This is a genomic window from Bradyrhizobium sp. Arg816, assembly GCF_029989365.1.
In the GTDB taxonomy this organism is placed as follows: Bacteria; Pseudomonadota; Alphaproteobacteria; order Rhizobiales; family Xanthobacteraceae; genus Bradyrhizobium.
Genome location: NZ_JAPRAQ010000015.1, coordinates 71,081 through 85,793 on the forward strand (window position 1 = coordinate 71,081; position 14,713 = coordinate 85,793).

Here is a 14,713-nt window from a genome sequence, read left to right on the forward strand (position 1 = left end):
GTGCTGTCACATCTGTGTCATTACGTTATCCACAGCTCAGATGCATTTTCGGGTGATTTCTGCCCGCGAATCCGCATCGCGATGCGCTTCGGCGCGACCGCGCGGCGAGGTCGCGACATGCCTAACGATCCGATAATCGCGGCGCGCTGTTCATGAATCCAAAACCAAGGGCGAGCTTTCGCAGATCGCAGTGAGGTTCCGTTAAGTGCAATCCGCGCATTCTTCTCCGCAAGAACGCGGGGAAAGGGTCATGGACGAACGGCAGCCAGAGACAGGGGGTGCGACGCTGCGCGTGCCGCACGCGCCATGCTGAACGTACCGACACTCTGGACGGTCTTCGTCGTCAACTTCCTGGCGCTTGGCCTGATCTGGGCCTACGTGACGCGCTCCTATCCGAAATTTGCGGCCGCGCGGTTCTGGATGGCATCGTCGTTCATCGGCGCCACCGGCGCGATGACGGCCCTGGTCCGCCTGTTCGTCGCCTCTCCCCTGCCGCTGCTTGTCGGCGCTGCCGGTATCATCGCGGCGAGCTGCCTCGCCGCCATGGGCATTCAGCGTTTCTATGACCGGCCGGTCTCATGGCGCGTCATGACCGCAACGGGGGTGCTAAGCCTCGCTGGCGTCGTGTTCTTCATGGTCGGCTTCGAGCACATGCAGCTCCGCATGCTCAGCTACACGCTCGGCCAGGCCTTGCCGCTGGTGCTGGCGCTGCGTCTGCTCCTGGCGCCGCCGGAAGGCCGCGTCAGCCCGGGTGCGCGGCTGTCCGGCATCGTCATCCTCACCATCGTCGGGATCTTTGCGGTTCGCACGCTGGGCAATCTGCTCGGCCACGATTTCTCGGCGCGCGCCGGCGGTCAGGCTCATGGCGTCATGGTGCTGGGCCTCCTGTTCCTGTCGATGACGCTCAATTTCGGCTTCCTGCTGATGGCGATGGATCGCCTGCGCAACGAGGTCGCCGACCTCGCACTGCTCGACGATCTCACCGGCGTCGCCAACCGGCGGCATTTGTTGCAGCGCCTGTCCGAGGAATGCGCCCGTTCGGAGCGCAGCGGCGAGCCGTTCTCGCTGCTGGTGATCGATCTCGACGGCTTCAAGGCCATCAACGACACCCATGGTCATGCCGCGGGCGATGCCTGCCTGCGGCACTTCACCCTGATGGCGCAAACGCGGCTGCGGCCGGGCGACATGCTGGCCCGCACCGGCGGCGACGAGTTCTGCGTCGTGCTGCCGTCCTCGACCCTTCGCGAGGCTGCCGCGATCGCCCGCCGCGTGCTCGAGGTCTGCCGCCAGGACGCCGCGGCCTGTACAACCAGGGACATCCCGATCGCGATCTCGATCGGCGTTGCCGAATGGGACCGCGGCATCGGCCAGTTTCCGGACCGACTCATCGCCCATGCCGACCACGCCCTCTATGACGCCAAGAAAAACGGCAAGAACGACTTTGCCGTCTACGATCCGGCTCCGCCGCTCTCGCCTGAGCGGCCCGGGCTCGACGAGGCCACGCGCAAATTCGCATAAAGCCTGCTAGGATCTGGGCCCGCCTCGGACCCGCATGATGATCCTCCGCCTGCTCGCGGCTTTTCTCGCCGCTATTCTTCTGCTCACCCCAGCCGCCGCAACGGACGCCGAGCTCGCGAAGATCGCGCGCGGCTCCGGCACGCCTGACATTCCCGGCCTGAAAATGGTCTGGCTCGCGCCATGGGGCGATGTCCGCGACGCACATCCCTGGCGCAACATCATCGTGCACCAGACCGAGGGGCCGACAGGCTCGGCGCGCGGCGGCGCGGCGGAGCAGTCGAAGAACCCGACGCGCCGCGGCGTCACCGTGTGGGTCGAGACCGACGGCACGGTCTATTGGGCGGTCGCCGAGAACATGGTGCCGACCCATGGCGACGGCGCCAACCGCAACGACAACAAGTATATCGACAACCGATCGACCTATCGCCAGGTGGTGCGCGACAACTCGATCGGCGTCGAGTTCGCCGGCAACTATCCGGATGTCACCGCGGGCCCGACCGAGGCGCAGGTCGCGGCCTGGAAGATCCTCGTGAAGGTGCTGCGCGCGCGCTACGGCATCCCGTTGGACCACGTCTATGCGCACAATTGGATCGACTACAAGGACGCCCGCTATTGCGAAGGCTGCTGGCTCGCGACGCTGGCGCGAACGTGGGGGGAGTGACGAGCAGCTAAACCGGCTGCGCCATCCATCCGAACAGCCGTCGCATCAATCCCGGCCGCCGTGGCAATTCCGGCGGGCCGTCCGACGCCAGCACGCGTTTGAAGAAGTAATCCAGGAACACCATGTCGTTCGGCTCGGTGACGGTGAATTGTTCGTCGCCGAAGAACACGCTGTAATTATAGAAGAACGGGCCCATGAGCGGGATCGTCGCGGTCGAGGCATAGTCCTTGGAGATGACGAACTCCGCGGGATCGAGCCCGTGCTCGCGCATCGCCTGCTCGACCAGCGGCAGCTTGCGCATGAACTGGGCGGAGAAGCCGCCGACGGTGGATTGCAGGATGATCGACACGGTTGGTGTCCGTTCGGTTGAGGCCGCCGGCCCGATCATTCTGGGTCGGTCGACCGGACGCGCGGGTTCAAGGCAAGCCCGGTTCTCCTTCGGCCGAAGAGAGGGAATGTGATGGCCGTCTCGCACACGGCAGGCTTCTCCGCCGACTCCAGCCACAGCTGTCATCGCCCGGTTTAATCGGGCGATCCAGTATTCCAGAAGCCTTCGTTGGAGATCTCGCTCTCGCGATTGACGCTGCGGCGTACTGGATGCTCCGGTCGAGCCGGAGCATGACACCGAGCGTGGGGGCCGCACGTCGCATCACTTGGACGAAGCATGGCGTCCCTCTCAAACAGAGCATCGCCACAAACAAAAAAGCCGGCGTTGCCGCCGGCTTTCTGTCTCTTGTCGATCCGCCAATATCTTACCGCGAGAAAAGCCCGCTTAATGCGCGGCTTCCAGCGCGGCCTGTTCCGCCCGTGCGATCGTGCCCTTGACCGCGGCCTGCACCTTTTCAAAGGCGCGGACTTCGATCTGGCGGACGCGCTCGCGCGACACGCCGAACTCGGCAGCAAGGTCTTCCAGCGTCATCGGCTCATCGGCGAGGCGGCGAGCCTCGAAGATGCGGCGTTCGCGCGGGTTGAGCACGCCCATGGCGCCGTTCAGCGCGTCACGGCGTTCGTCATACTCCTCGTGCTCCGCCAGCAGGGCTTCCTGGTTGGGCGTGTTGTCGACCAGCCAGTCCTGCCACTCGCCGGCTTCGCCGTCATCGCGGATCGGAGCGTTGAGCGACGCGTCGCCACCGAGGCGGCGGTTCATGTCGATCACGTCCTGATCGGTGACGCCGAGGCGCTTGGCAATGATCTTCACCTGGTCGGGGCGGAGATCGCCCTCGTCCAGCGCGTTGATCTTGCTCTTCGCCTTGCGCAGGTTGAAGAACAGCTTCTTCTGGTTCGCGGTGGTGCCCATCTTCACGAGCGACCAGGAACGCAGGATGTACTCTTGAATCGACGCCTTGATCCACCACATCGCGTAGGTGGCGAGACGGAACCCCTTTTCGGGTTCGAAACGCTTCACCGCCTGCATGAGGCCGACATTGCCTTCCGAGACGACCTCGGAGATCGGCAGGCCGTAGCCGCGATAGCCCATGGCGATCTTGGCCACGAGGCGGAGATGGCTGGTGACGAGTTGGTGCGCCGCGTCGCGATCGTCATGCTCACGCCAACGCTTGGCGAGCATGTATTCCTGCTGGGGTTCCAGCATCGGGAACTTGCGGATCTCGGCGAGGTAGCGAGAAAGGCCGGATTCTCCATTGAGGACCGGCAAAGCAGCGGTACGGGCCATGATGAAGCCCTCCAAGGTTCAGGCCCCCGATAGCGGCGGGCCAGGCAGACGACCGCTGTGTTAAAGCCGGCCGTAGCTGCGATGTTCCGTTGGTCATTTCCAACGCAAGCGCAATATACCCCATGGGGGGTCAAAAAGGGAAGGATTGCTGACGTCACGTCCCCGTGTGGCAGCTATAACTTTTTGTAATGTAACGCTTTTCCAAAGCGGCCTGCGTCATAGCGCCGCTTTCAGGACGCCCTGAAGGAGAAGCAAATCCTTCGGCAGCGGCGCTTCCCAGTGGAGTAATTCTCCGGTTCGCGGGTGCTCCAATACCAGCAAATAGGCATGCAGGGCCTGCCGCCCAAGCGTGGCGAGAGTCGCCTGCGACTCGGGGCCGAGGTGGCTCGCCTTGGTCTTGAAGTGCGGGCCATAGACGGCGTCGCCCATCAGGGGGTGGCCGATATGGGCGAGGTGGACGCGAATCTGGTGGGTGCGTCCGGTCTCGAGCTCGCAGGCGAGCAGGGAGGCGATCGGCTTGCCGTCACGCCCCGCAAAACTCTCCAGAAGCTCCCAATGCGTCACCGCCTCGCGGCCGCCCTGGCGCACCGCCATCTTCTCGCGCGCATATGGGTGGCGGTCGATCGGCGCATCGACGGTGCCGCGATGGCGTCCCGGCAGCCCCCAGGCGAAGGCCATGTAGCCGCGGCGCATCGCACCCGTTCGGCCGTGGTCGGCGAATTGCGCGGTGAGCGAGGCATGGGCGAGGTCGTTCTTGGCGACCACCATCAGTCCGGTCGTGTCCTTGTCGAGCCGGTGCACGATGCCGGGCCGGCGCACCCCGCCGATGCCGGAGAGCGAGCCGCCGCAATGGGCGATCAGCGCATTGACCAGCGTGCCGGTCTCGTGGCCGGCCGCAGGGTGCACGACGAGGCCCTTCGGCTTGTTCAGGACGACGATGTCGTCGTCCTCGAACACGATATCGAGGGCGATATCTTCGCCCTTGGGCTCGGGTGGGGCCGCCTCCGGCACGTCGATTGTGATCGTATCGCCGGATGTGACGTGATAAGCGGGGTCGCGGATCGCGGCGTCCTTGAGGCTCACCGCGCCCGCCAAAATCAGGGCTTTCAGCCTCGATCGCGACAGGTCGGTGAGGTGCGCCGCCAGCACGCGGTCGAGCCGGGCCGAGCCCTCGTCGCCGGCGACGACAACTTCCAACCTTTGCGCAGAGCCCGAGCTATCCATGACGACGTCTGATACCGCTGTTCCCGAACCGAGCCCCGAGCAGGCCGCGCTGTTCGCGCGGGTGCGGCGGATGATGCTGATCGCGGGGTTGACCACGGCGCTGGCAATCTGCGCCGTCCTGATCGCGGTGGGCTACCGCCTTTTCAAGTCGGAGGGAAGGGCGTCCGACGTGGCCGGCGACGTCATCGCCGCCCTGCCCAAGGGCGCCAAGATCGTCTCGACCGGGGTCGCGGGCGACCGCCTCGTGGTCACGCTGGACGTGGGCGGCGTCATCGAGATCCGCACCTTCGACGCCCACACACTGAAGCCGGCCGGAAAGCTGAAATTTGCCAATGAGCCGTAAAAGGCTCGTTCGGGTCCTTGCGGCGGACAAATTTCGAGGTTATTGGCTAGCCCTCACGCTCCCTTCGTCTAGCGGTTAGGACGCGGCCCTCTCAAGGCTGAAACAGGGGTTCGATTCCCCTAGGGAGCGCCATTTCGATCCAGAGCATCTTGACGCGCTCATTGGGCGGACCGAAGCCACCCTTCCGCAGTCAAAGCTTCCAGCTCGGCAAAATACTTCTCATTCGGGTCTCGATCTGGCGTCAGATCGGCAAGGTCTCCACCCGATCTGATTTCGCGCATCCTCTCATTGAGATGTTCGGCAAGCACCGAGCCGATAGCATGAACGGCATCGTGACGATCCAGCCCCTCGGACATCAGCCGCAGCGCCGTGCGTCGCACGGGTAGTTCGGCATCGGCAATCTGGTTCTCGACGATGGCGTGAACGACAGCGTGCAATTCCTCCCGGGGGAGGCCCATGCCGGCCCGTCGATGATACTCCAGCACAAGATCGATCCGGTCTTGTTCGTCCAGCGCAAGCCACTGATCGGGGTGAGGCTCTACCAATGGATCATACTGCCAGGTCATCTTCCAGCGCTTGCGGACTAGCTTGGCGCAATCCGGATAATGGCTCATTCAGGCTTTGTGAGCCGAGACAGCACTTCTTGAACTTCTTGCCGCTGCCGCAGGGGCAGGGATCGTTTCGTCCCACTTTGTAGGATTTCACCATTGCGAGCTCCAGCGACAGAACCGCGTTGACAGCTTCTCTTCCGAGTGAGGAGACTATGCGGACAGCGTGATGAGCGGCGTAATCTCCGGACAGCGATGCGACGCAGCAGTCATTCGCCCGTTGCTGCGACAGTGCATCAAACTCTTTATGCCGTTTTATAAGACGCGATCTTCTTGATCTGCGGTGCCAGCACGTCTTCAGCCGTTTCCAGGTCGAAGCGCGTCTGAATGTTCATCCAGAACGCAGCGCCTGTCTTGAAGAATTTTCCAAGCCGCAGCGCGGTATCAGCCGTGACGGGCTTTTCCCCGCGCGCAATGCGCTCGATCTGGGTGCGCGGCACGTTCAGGGCGGCCGCGACCGCGTAGGGCGTCAGTTTGAGCGGAACGAGAAATTCCTCACGCAGGATTTCGCCGGGATGAATTGGCGGTAGCTTCTTTGCCATCTGCGAACTCCTTTTAGTTGGCCCCCAACCAACCCCCGCCGCCCGAGGTCGAACCGCCTAAGGCGACCCGTCAAGAAGCGACCCCACCAGGCCAAGGGGGCGACCCCGCAACCCGCGACACCATACAACGCTGAACAGTAGACCCAGGCCGCGCGAAGTGGCACCGCAATCTGGATTTATGAGAACCGTGTTGCCTTCCCTGTAACTGCCACCACTGATTTTCTCGCACCAACTATCCTCAATAGGTCCGGTCGCGCGGTCCCGGCGGTTCCTCACGCTCTCCAAAGGACCCTAACGACCGATTGCGCGGGGAGCATTCCCGATCTTGCGCCAGCATCTCGCGCACACGCACCCTCGGCGTGCACCTTGCCAGCATCGAGCGCACACCATCACCATCGTGCAACGAGACCCTTCGGCCCACGTCTGTTTAGCCCCAACAACGGCGCGAGAGCGGACATGCCGGGGCCGCCCGCTTTGGGCCCAATAGCAGCTATTCAGCCCTATCAGATGCTCCGTGGGAAAACCGGCAAGAGCTGTACGCTATCGCGCGACATAGGCTTTTGATAAAATCAGTGTGATCCGCGCTGCCCGGAGCCGCAAGGACCACGACCATGCAGATCGATCGCCGGTTCGCAGATTACGGTTTGACTGGTGGCTTCTTCCTTATTTGTCAGTTGGGTATGCTTTGGGCTTTAGGATATTGGCCAAATATCCGCACTGGTCTTGAAGGTTTGTGGACATCCACCAGTCCGCTTGCCCCTATCATCACGGGCTTCGCCGGCGCTCTCGCGGTGATCGCCGTGTTCGTCGTCGGTTTGATACTTGACTTGTCCGCGTCCATTTTTCGCGGCGAGGAGATGAAGATATTCGCACGTCACCTCGACCGTAACAGCGAGTGGATGGCCGCATTTATTGAAGCCCACAAAGCTTATTGCGGAGCCGACTACGAAACCTTCCGGCGCGTAATCCGTGAACTGCCCAGCCCAAGCGCACGGCAGATCTTCACATTTATGTTTTGGAAGCCCGAGGAATTTAAGTTTTGGAATCCCGACAAATTGCGCCGCGACTTCGAGGCAGCGAAGGTCGCTTGGGGATTTGGCATAGACTCCGAATATGAGCGCCTATTGAGCTTCTTCACATCCTACATCGGCCAGTCCGGATCCGCGCAGCTGACCTTGATGGCTGATCAATATTCGCTCTGGCGGACGGCACGCGCAATCGCGATCGGTCTGTGGTTACTCACCATAGAAGCCATACTCGTCTCGAACATTTTCGGCCTTGCCGCGGCGGCCGCAATCATCTTGCCTATCCCTTGGATAATCATTGGCCTCACCCTTTTTATTGTTCGCGGACCCTATTCCCGAATGTGTTTCACCTTGTTCTCGCTGCTGTACATGGCATGCGAAAAGCAGATCGTGCCACAAAAGAATGCGGATCCAGCGCCTTAGTCAGCTGTGCCGAAAGCAGAAGTGAACTCGACGGGAAAAAGAGGCTAGACATCAAGTCTTGTGGTCCTGGCCGTCGTTGCTACGGTCAAGCCTTGGCGAAGCGTCACGCGCGTAAAACCGGCTCGGTCCGTGCGTTTCGTAGAGATGAGGGAGGCCAGAAGGAACTCGGCTCCCGGGAGAGCGCGGCATAGGCCGTCAAACCATCGCGCAGGGAAGGCCTTGTCGGCTGCTCTTATGTCTCCCCTGTGCATGGCGTGTGCATCTGTTCAGCATGGGGGTTTTGTGGGTGCCAGCCGGCGCCCGGTCTTCCCTGCGCCCTTTCTTTCCGAGGGTGAAGCGAGAAGCATAGCTCGGGCAAATCATGCCGCGAGACGCGTGCGCATGTGCGTGGCTGGCCTGCCAAATGACCTTCCGTGCGAGCATGCTGCGTCGGCATCGACGGAGGTGGTCGTTCCTCCCGGAATCTGCCTCTATGCGAATTCAGCGCGGAGGAGTTTTGACATGAGCGGCTTGGTGATCTCTGGCGGCCGGGTGGTGGATCCCGCGAGCGGAATGGACGCCGTTGGCGATGTGGCGATGATGGACGGCAAGATCGCCGCGGTCGGCACGGGCCTCGGCGGCGCCGAGCGGGTGATCGACGCGACCGGGCTCGTGGTCGCGCCGGGCTTCATCGATCTGCACGCGCATGGCCAGTCGATCCCGGCCGACCGCATGCAGGCGTTCGACGGGGTAACGACGACGCTCGATCTCGAGGCCGGCGTGCTGCCGGTCGCCTCCTGGTATGAGCGCCAGGCGCGGAAGGGGCGCGTGCTGAACTACGGCGCCGCCACCAACTGGGCGTTTGCACGCATCGGCGCGATGACCGGCTCGAATGCCGAGAGCTCGCTGGAGGCGTTCGGCAATGCCATGCGTGATCGCCGCTGGATGGACAACGTGGCGAGCGATGCGGAGGTCGCCGGCATCCTCGAGCGTCTTTCGCGCGGCCTGAACGAGGGCGGCATCGGCATCGGCATCCTGAACGCCTATGCGCCGGGCGCCGGCGTGCAGGAGCTGACGGCGGTCTGCCAGCTTGCGGCCCGGCAGGACGTGCCGACCTTCACCCACGTCGCCTACATGTCGCGCGTCGACCCCGAAAGTGCGGCGGAAGCCTATATCCGCCTGATCGGCTATGCCGGCGCCACCGGCGCGCACATGCACATCTGCCATTTCAACTCGTCGAGCAAGACCGACATCGAGCGCTGCCGCGTGCTGGTCGAAAAGGCACAGGCGCAGGGCCTCCCGATCACGGTCGAAGCCTATCCCTACGGCACCGGCTCGACCGTGCTGGCCGCGGCCTTCTTCAGCGATCCCCAGTTCGTCGAGCGCAACGGTACCGGTTACGATTCCGTGCAGCGTGTGACCGACGGTCACCGCTTCCGCGACCGCGAAGAGTTGCTGAAGGCGCAGGCCGAAGAGCCGTCCTCGCTGGTGCTCTGGCATATCCTCGATACCGACAACAATGCGCATCATCGCGATCTGCTCGACATGTCAGTGCTGTATCCCGACGGCGCGATCGCGTCCGATGCGATGCCGTGGACGACGTCGGACGGCAAGACCTACACCGGCGATGCCTGGCCGCTGCCGGACGATGCCACCTCGCATCCGCGCTCGGCCGGCTGCTTCACGAAATTCATCCGCGAATGGGTGCGCGAGCGCAAGGCCGTGTCGCTGCTGGAAGGCGTGCGCAAATGCGCGCTGATCCCCGCAGAGATCCTGTCGCAGAGCACGCCGGCGATGCGCGCCAAGGGCCGGCTCGCAAAGGACGCCGATGCCGACATCGTCGTGTTCGACTACGAGAAGCTCTCGGACCGCGCGACCTTCACGGCGATGAACCGTCCCTCCGAGGGCGTGCGGCATCTCGTGGTCAGTGGTCAGCCGTTGATCACCGGCGGCATTCTCGATGTAGCGGCGCGGCCCGGCCGCCCCGTGCGCCGTCCCGTCGTCGAGGGCTGATCCCATGCCGGTCCCCATTCTTCTGGTGACGGGCTTTCTGGGGGCTGGCAAGACCACGGTCGTGAACCATCTGCTGGCGAATGCGGAGGGACGGCGGATCGCCGCAATCGTCAACGATTTCGGCGCGATCAACATCGACGCGGAGCTGATCGCGGGTGCGAGCGACGGCGTGGTCAGCCTCGCCAATGGCTGCATCTGCTGCTCGCTCGAAGGCGATCTCTTGCGCACGCTCTCGACGCTGCTGCGGCGCGATCCGAAGCCGGAATACATCGTCATCGAGACCAGCGGCGTCGCCGATCCCGCCGACATCGTCCGCAACCTGATGGACCCCGTGATCCTGCGCGAGGCGCCGCTGGAAACCGTGCTCTGCGTGATGGATGCGACGGCATCGACGGCTGCCCCGGATGATGCGCTCCACCGCTCGCAATTGCGCGTCGCCGACATCGTGGCGCTGAGCAAGCTCGATCTGGCGGACGAGGGCGCAGGCGCTCGCATGCGCGAAGCCATCCGCGCGCAGCGCGTCCCCGCCGTGGTGGTCGATGCCAGGCACGGCGAGATTCCGTCCGCGCTGCTGTTTCCCGCGGCTGTCGATCGCGCGCCCGCGCCGCGCGAGCCGGGGCCGAAACGCCCGGCAGAAGAGCGCTTCGAGACGCTGAGCTGGACCTCGGATCAGCCGCTGTCGCTGCCGCGCCTTCAGCAGGCGATCGGCCGCCTTGCGCCAAAGCTTGCGCGCGCAAAAGGCCTGTTCGAGACCGTCGAGCAACCCGGGCGACAGATGGTGCTTCAGTTCGCCGCCGGCCGCGCGACGCTCGCCCCTGGCGATGCACCGGCGGAAGGCGTGCCGCGATCGCGGATCGTCTTCATCGCCGAGCTCGGCGTGCTCTCGAAGGCCGAGCTCGACGGAATCATGGCGGCGTGCGTTGCCGATGGGTAGCGTTGGTTCGTAGCGCGTGCAGGCGTGGCCATCAAATCGGGTCACGCCTCAATCCTCCATCTGCAGCCCATCCCCGTGCACATACCACTCCGCGCGCGACGTCCAATGCGCATGCCGGTCCGGTGTCATCCCCAGCCGCTCGTCGAATGCGCCGGCATGGATGATCGCCTCGCGCCCGCTGCGTGTGAGGTGTGGCATCGGGCTGCCGCAAATCTCGCAGAACGCGGTCGCAAAGCTTCGCGCGTTGGGCAGGTCGAAGCGCACGACGGATGCTTCACCGCGCAACCATCGCAGCGCTCCTGCCTTCACGATCACCTCGCAGGCATGCGCGGTCCCGGTCGCCTTGCGGCAGCGCGAGCAATGGCAGTTGAGGAAGCGATCGAACGGACCCTCGACCTCGAACGCGACCTCGCCGCACAGGCAGCTTCCCTGGAATGCGGCCATCTCACTCCCCCTCCGGCTCGGCCGGCTTCTCGGCCGCATCTCCCGCCCCCCATCAGACCCTTCCGGCGGTCATTTCTCAAGGGGGGACCGCCCCGATCGTTCAGCGCCATCAAGAACGACGACCCCAGCGGTGGTCGCGCCGGGGTCGTCTGGAGGTTTCATGGAGGGCATCGAGCTCAGCGTCTCCATGGCGATGTTGATAGCGCAAGGTCGCTGGAGATGCGACTAGAACCCATCAAAGCATCAGCACAAGGCAAGCGCGTTGACGGCCCGCGTTGTCGCCATCTCGTTCTCGTTGCCGACGAACTGGCAAACGACGGATTCGAGTTCGCCCGGCTGCTTGCTTCGCGCGACCGCCAGCAGTCGCATCAATTCCGCCTCGTCCTTCGACAGGCGCCGGCACGACGGCGGCATGAAGCACAGTTCGCACGGCCGGCCGCTGCGCAGGATCCTGACGAGCGCAGCAGCGCGCGCCACCAGCAGCGGACTATCGGCGATGCCCGGCGCCTCGTCGGCGAAGCGATAGGCCGCTTCCCAGCAATCGGAGGCGCCGGTCGCATAGGCCGCTCCGATGAATCGGAACAGCGACAGCGCGACGCGGGAAAATTCATCGTAGCTCTCGACGCAGGGACGCGCCGCAAGCGCGGCCTGGAGCGGACAGAGCCGTGGCTGGCCGGCTTTCTCGACTGGCGCAGAACCGCACGTATCGTGGAGCATGAACGATCCCGTCAGTGCAGCGTGGGACTTCCGACCAGGCAGCTCTTCATCGCCATCGTCCGGTCATGGCCGAAAGACCGAACGTGTCGGTCGGGCAGGATCAGCCCAGCCATGCGGAAGATCGTTGCAAGCCCCCGCACGGGCGCGAGAGCCCAATCGGCACCGACCGGCGGCAACCAGCTCTCGAACTGCTCGCGCGCGACGTCGATGCGTTCCTGCTGTGCCGCGGCGATCGCCCGCAAGATTCCTTGCTCGCTGTCCGACATCTTCGGACAGGTCGGGCAATGAACTTCGATGGCCGTATGCGCCGTGCACGCAAAGATCTCGATGATGGATTCCAGGGACGGCACGGCGTCGCTCACGCGAAAGTGGTCATACACTTGCTGGATATCGGCCGCGGTCGGAACGGCACTTCCACTGCGTGCCTTGGCCCGAAATCCCCAGACGAAGAGCCGCTCCGCCGCGCACAGCGCGGGAAGGTCGAGGGACTTGCCATATGTCGATTGATGCATTGAGCCTCTGGCCTTCTGTGCAGCTCACGCCACAGCTGGCGCTGATGATCTGCGCCGATCGTTCCGCCAGAGCCGACCGCAAGTCAACGCTCGGAGCGGCGATATCGAGGTTTTCTAGATCTAAAGAGCCGGTATCCCGGATGCAGCCAAACCTCGCCAGCCTGCCAAGCCGCACGCCGCGTGCCGGCGGCCACCGACGCAACTTCGTGGGGGTTTGGGGAACCCGAATGCTTAAAGCTTTGCTAAGGGGGCGCGGGATAAACTGGCATATCAGCCCTTCCATTTCTTGCGAGCACCGATGTTTTTCTCCCGCATCAGTTTCAAGCTGGTCCTGATTGTCGGCATCAGCCTCCTTGGCATGATCGCTCTGGCGCCGATCGCGCTCTCGACCCTGCGCGCGCAGATGATCGCCGACCGCCAGGCCAAGACGCAGCACATGGTCGACGTCGGCTACGGCATCCTGGCGCACTATCAGAAGCTCGAGAGCGAGGGGAAGCTGCCGCGCGAGCAGGCGCAGGCCGCCGCGATCGCAACGATCAAGAGCCTGCGTTATGACAAGGTCGAGTATTTCTGGATCAACGACATGGCCCCCAAGATGGTCATGCACCCGATCAAGCCCGAGCTCGACGGCAAGGATCTCTCCGGCATGAAGGACCCCGCCGGCAACGCGCTGTTCGTGGGCTTCGTTGACGTCGTCAACAAGCAGGGCGCCGGCTTCTACGGCTATCTCTGGCCGAAGCCGGGCTTCGAGCAGCCGGTCGGGAAAATCTCCTATGTGAAGGGCTTTGCGCCCTGGGGATGGATCATCGGCACCGGCATTTATCTCGACGACGTCGATGCCGTTTTTCGCCAGAATGCGACGACGTTCGCCTACATTTGTCTGGCCGTGCTGGTCCTGGTGCTGGCCTGCTCCTTCTTGATCGGCCGCAGCGTGACCCGGCCGCTCGCGAAAATCACCGCGCTGACCGAGCGCCTCGCCGCCGGCGACAGCGCGTTCGAGGTGCCCTACACCGGCCGCAGCGACGAGGTCGGCGGGCTCGCCAAGGCGCTTGCCGTGTTCAAGGACAATGCGTCGGCGGTGGGCCGCATGCATGCCGAGCAGCACGAGACGAAGCAGAGGGCCGACGACGAGAAACGCAAGACGATGGCCGATCTCGCCGGCAAGTTCGAGGCGAGCGTTCAGGCCGTCGTCCGCGACGTCTTCACCGAGGCGCGCGCGATGCAGCAGGCCGCGCAAGGCATGTCGGAGACCGCGAACAAGGCGACCGACCGCGCAAGCTTCGTCGCGACGGCCTGCCAGCAGGCGTCGAGCAATGTGCAGACGGTGGCGTCCGCCGCCGGCCAGCTGTCGTCCTCGATCACCGAGATCAGCCAGCGTGTGGCACAGGCTGCAAGCGTGGCCGACAAGGCGGCCGCGGACGGTCAGCGCACCAACGACACCGTGCAGGGGCTGGCCGCCGCCGCGCACAAGATCGGCGAGGTCATCGACCTCATCAACCAGATCGCCTCGCAGACCAACCTGCTCGCGCTCAACGCCACCATCGAGGCGGCGCGCGCCGGCGAGGCCGGCAGGGGATTTGCCGTGGTCGCGAGCGAAGTGAAATCGCTGGCGAGCCAGACCGCGAAGGCGACCGACGAGATCGGCGCGCAGATCGCCGCGATCCAGGCCGAGACCAACCAGGTCGTCGGCAACATCGAGAGCATCCGCAAGACCATCATGGAGGTCAACGAGATCTCCTCGTCGATCGCGGCCGCGGTCGAGGAGCAGGGCGCCGCGACGCAGGCGATCGCCCACAGCGTGCAGGAGGCGGCGTCCGGCACCGACCAGGTCTCGCAGAACATCTCGGGTGTCACCGACGCCACGGCGGAAACGGGCCGGGCCGCGGGCCTCGTGCTGCAATCGAGCGGCCGGCTGGCGCAGAAGCTGCAATCGCTGGAGAACGAGGTCAGCACCTTCGTTGCTGGCGTGCGGGCGGCCTGACAGCGTGCTCGTACGATCTGCCGTGGCGCGGATTATCCGCCTCGTCACGGCGCGCGCGGGCAATTGATATTCCGGCCCGCGGGACCGGTCACCGCGAGCGGCTTTCCCGCCCTTGAC

At 64.2% G+C, this 14,713-nt stretch carries 16 protein-coding genes and 1 tRNA gene; 8 read left to right on the forward strand and 9 right to left on the reverse strand.

The annotated features are described in order from the left end of the window. Nucleotides 1-306 precede the first annotated feature (306 nt). Together OWC48_RS30250 and OWC48_RS30255 are read left to right on the forward strand one after the other, a co-directional pair. Complete coding sequence (locus OWC48_RS30250) at nt 307-1,518, forward strand: GGDEF domain-containing protein (protein ID WP_282523265.1); 1,212 nt, start codon at nt 307-309, stop codon at nt 1,516-1,518. A gap of 34 nt (nt 1,519-1,552) precedes the next feature. Then, nucleotides 1,553-2,179, forward strand: coding sequence for a peptidoglycan recognition family protein (locus OWC48_RS30255; RefSeq protein WP_282523266.1), 627 nt, complete (start codon nt 1,553-1,555; stop codon nt 2,177-2,179). Nucleotides 2,180-2,186: 7 nt separating this feature from the next. Here OWC48_RS30255 and OWC48_RS30260 read toward each other — a convergent pair whose 3' ends face one another. The 3 genes from OWC48_RS30260 to OWC48_RS30270 form a co-directional block, all read right to left on the reverse strand. Continuing rightward, nucleotides 2,187-2,528, reverse strand: a complete 342-nt coding sequence (locus OWC48_RS30260; RefSeq protein ID WP_063985480.1) for a hypothetical protein — start codon at nt 2,526-2,528, stop codon at nt 2,187-2,189. A 423-nt stretch (nt 2,529-2,951) separates the two neighbouring features. Then, complete coding sequence (rpoH, locus tag OWC48_RS30265) at nt 2,952-3,851, reverse strand: RNA polymerase sigma factor RpoH (protein ID WP_282523267.1); 900 nt, start codon at nt 3,849-3,851, stop codon at nt 2,952-2,954. A gap of 216 nt (nt 3,852-4,067) precedes the next feature. Further along, nucleotides 4,068-5,075, reverse strand: coding sequence for an RluA family pseudouridine synthase (locus tag OWC48_RS30270; protein ID WP_282523268.1), 1,008 nt, complete (start codon nt 5,073-5,075; stop codon nt 4,068-4,070). Here OWC48_RS30270 and OWC48_RS30275 point away from each other — a divergent pair. Further along, nucleotides 5,074-5,418, forward strand: coding sequence for a hypothetical protein (locus tag OWC48_RS30275; RefSeq protein ID WP_282523269.1), 345 nt, complete (start codon nt 5,074-5,076; stop codon nt 5,416-5,418). The genes OWC48_RS30270 and OWC48_RS30275 overlap by 2 nt on opposite strands. 57 nt (nt 5,419-5,475) lie before the next feature. Beyond that, nucleotides 5,476-5,550: transfer RNA gene (locus OWC48_RS30280), tRNA-Glu, on the forward strand. Between the two features lie 26 nt (nt 5,551-5,576). Here the strand turns inward: OWC48_RS30280 and OWC48_RS30285 are convergent. From OWC48_RS30285 to OWC48_RS30295, 3 genes are all read right to left on the reverse strand, one after another. Beyond that, the gene (locus tag OWC48_RS30285) at nt 5,577-6,032 is read right to left on the reverse strand and encodes a hypothetical protein (RefSeq protein ID WP_282523369.1); all 456 of its coding nucleotides are present in this window, start codon (nt 6,030-6,032) and stop codon (nt 5,577-5,579) included. Then, nucleotides 5,968-6,126 carry an SEC-C metal-binding domain-containing protein gene (locus OWC48_RS30290; RefSeq protein WP_368860677.1) on the reverse strand — a complete coding sequence of 53 codons (159 nt, stop codon included), beginning with the start codon at nt 6,124-6,126 and terminating at the stop codon, nt 5,968-5,970. Before OWC48_RS30290 ends, OWC48_RS30285 begins: the two co-directional genes overlap by 65 nt. 145 nt (nt 6,127-6,271) lie before the next feature. Beyond that, nucleotides 6,272-6,568 (reverse strand): HigA family addiction module antitoxin, encoded by a 297-nt coding sequence (locus OWC48_RS30295; protein WP_282523270.1) that lies wholly within the window; start codon nt 6,566-6,568, stop codon nt 6,272-6,274. A 611-nt stretch (nt 6,569-7,179) separates the two neighbouring features. Between OWC48_RS30295 and OWC48_RS30300 the strand changes: the two genes are divergently transcribed. The 3 genes from OWC48_RS30300 to OWC48_RS30310 all read left to right on the forward strand — a co-directional run bounded on the left by OWC48_RS30300 (nt 7,180) and on the right by OWC48_RS30310 (nt 10,942). Then, on the forward strand, nt 7,180-8,016 hold the full coding sequence (locus OWC48_RS30300) for a hypothetical protein (protein WP_282523271.1): 837 nt from the start codon (nt 7,180-7,182) through the stop codon (nt 8,014-8,016). A gap of 501 nt (nt 8,017-8,517) precedes the next feature. Then, a complete protein-coding gene (locus OWC48_RS30305; RefSeq protein ID WP_282523272.1) occupies nt 8,518-10,008 on the forward strand; it encodes an amidohydrolase family protein in 1,491 nt (496 codons plus the stop codon). Nucleotides 10,009-10,012: 4 nt separating this feature from the next. Beyond that, entirely contained in the window at nt 10,013-10,942 is a 930-nt protein-coding gene (locus OWC48_RS30310) for a GTP-binding protein (RefSeq protein WP_282523273.1), read from the forward strand. A 48-nt stretch (nt 10,943-10,990) separates the two neighbouring features. Here the strand turns inward: OWC48_RS30310 and OWC48_RS30315 are convergent, their stop codons facing one another. The 3 genes from OWC48_RS30315 to OWC48_RS30325 form a co-directional block, all read right to left on the reverse strand. Beyond that, nucleotides 10,991-11,386 (reverse strand): GFA family protein, encoded by a 396-nt coding sequence (locus tag OWC48_RS30315; protein ID WP_282523274.1) that lies wholly within the window; start codon nt 11,384-11,386, stop codon nt 10,991-10,993. A gap of 243 nt (nt 11,387-11,629) precedes the next feature. Then, nucleotides 11,630-12,103: a hypothetical protein gene (locus OWC48_RS30320; protein ID WP_282523275.1), complete on the reverse strand. Its 474-nt coding sequence runs from the start codon at nt 12,101-12,103 to the stop codon at nt 11,630-11,632. A gap of 11 nt (nt 12,104-12,114) precedes the next feature. Further along, nucleotides 12,115-12,615: a hypothetical protein gene (locus tag OWC48_RS30325; RefSeq protein WP_282523276.1), complete on the reverse strand. Its 501-nt coding sequence runs from the start codon at nt 12,613-12,615 to the stop codon at nt 12,115-12,117. 298 nt (nt 12,616-12,913) lie between these two features. Between OWC48_RS30325 and OWC48_RS30330 the strand changes: the two genes are divergently transcribed. Beyond that, nucleotides 12,914-14,596, forward strand: a complete 1,683-nt coding sequence (locus OWC48_RS30330) for a methyl-accepting chemotaxis protein (protein WP_282523277.1) — start codon at nt 12,914-12,916, stop codon at nt 14,594-14,596. Nucleotides 14,597-14,713 lie beyond the last annotated feature (117 nt).